The organism is Dietzia sp. E1 (genome assembly GCF_014145015.1).
Lineage (GTDB): Bacteria > Actinomycetota > Actinomycetes > Mycobacteriales > Mycobacteriaceae > Dietzia > Dietzia cinnamea_A.
The window spans coordinates 1-1432 of the sequence record NZ_JAALDU010000477.1; the positions used below are offsets into that span (position 1 = coordinate 1).

1 protein-coding gene is annotated in these 1432 nt (G+C 72.1%); it reads right to left on the reverse strand.

What is annotated here, in order from left to right:
• Positions 1–83: 83 nt before the first annotated feature.
• On the reverse strand, positions 84–1432 hold a 1349-nt coding region (locus G6030_RS14230; RefSeq protein WP_182643572.1), incomplete at its 5' end, for a hypothetical protein.

Consider the following 1432-nt stretch of genomic DNA (forward strand, 5'->3'; position numbering starts at 1 on the left):
GAACGCCAGGGCCGCCACCAGCACGCCACCCAGCGCGACCCGCGCCGCCCCGCCGACCCGTGCCGCCCGTCCCGCCCGCGCCCTCACAGGTACTCCCTGATCCGGGGCGCGATCCCCACGACGACGCCGAACGCGGCGAGCGTGGACAGCGCGATGATGAGGTCCGGGCCACTCGAGGAGGTGCGGCGGGCGTTGTCGATGCGGGTGCGCAGCGTGTCGCGGGCCTCCTCGATGGCGGCCTGCATGGACTCGTCGAACTCGTCGAACGCCGCCCCCGAGTCGCCGGCGTCCTGTCCGGATGAGATCTCGATGGCGCCCTGGTAGTCGCCCTGTTGATAGCGGGAGTCGGCGCGGTTCTGGGCGGCCATCCACTCGTCGAGCGCCTCGATCGCGTCCGTCACCGCGCCGTGCGAGTCGAGGCTGATGTCGCTGCCGCTGTTCTCCTCGTCGTCGAGATACACGGTCAGGGTGTCCCGCACGCCACCGAGGACGGCCGCGCGCTCGGCCGCCGACCCCTCGGGGTCGGTGCGCCGCACGAGGTTGAGCGTCTCCTGCGCGCGCACCTTCTGGGCGTTGATGCGCTGGCGGGTCAGTTCGTTCATCGGCGCCGCGCCCTCGGACAGGCCCTTGGCGTTGTCGTTGGCGGCGAGGAACCCGGCGATCATGGTGAGCAGGAACGTCGCCACCATGAGCAGGGACGCCACACCGAGCGCGGGGTTGATGCGCCGTCCGGTGAGCCGCCACAGCCACTGCTGCAGCAGCACCAGCACCGCGATCGCCAGGCCGAGGAGGAAGAACGAGCCCCACGGCGGCGACGACCACTCGCGGTCCGACTGGCCCACGGACGTGGACTGCCGGTCGTACAGGTCGGCGGCCGCGGGCAGGATGGTGTCCTGCATCAGCGCGGACGCGGAGGCGAGGTACGCCGAGCCGACCGGGTTGGCGACGCGGTTGTTGGTGCGCGCGGTCTCGACGAGGCCGGTGTAGGTGGCCAGCTGCGCGTTGATGTGGGCGAGCTGGTCGATGGACTCGGTGTCGTTGCGGTCGAGGCCCTGGGCGGCGGCGATGATCGACGACGACGAGTCCGCGATCGCCTGGAGGTAGCGTTCGCGCAGTTCCGCGGGTTCTATCCCGCCGGTGATGAAGGCGGTGTTCGCGGCGGAGTCCGCGATCGTCAGGGAGCTGTAGAGCGTCTGCGAGGCGTTGGCGACGGGCTCGACCTCGGCGAGCAGGGTCTCGTGGTAGCTCTGCCGCTGGGTGATGGTGGAGGACGCCACGATGCCGCCCGCGAGCACCACCACGATCGCGACCAGCGCGAAGACCGACATCCGGCCGGGGGTGGTGAGCACGTCGCTCCAGAAGCGGGCGGCGCGGCGGCGCACGGGGTGGCGGGGCTGGACGGCGGTGCCGGACTCGCCGCTGCCGCCGCCGG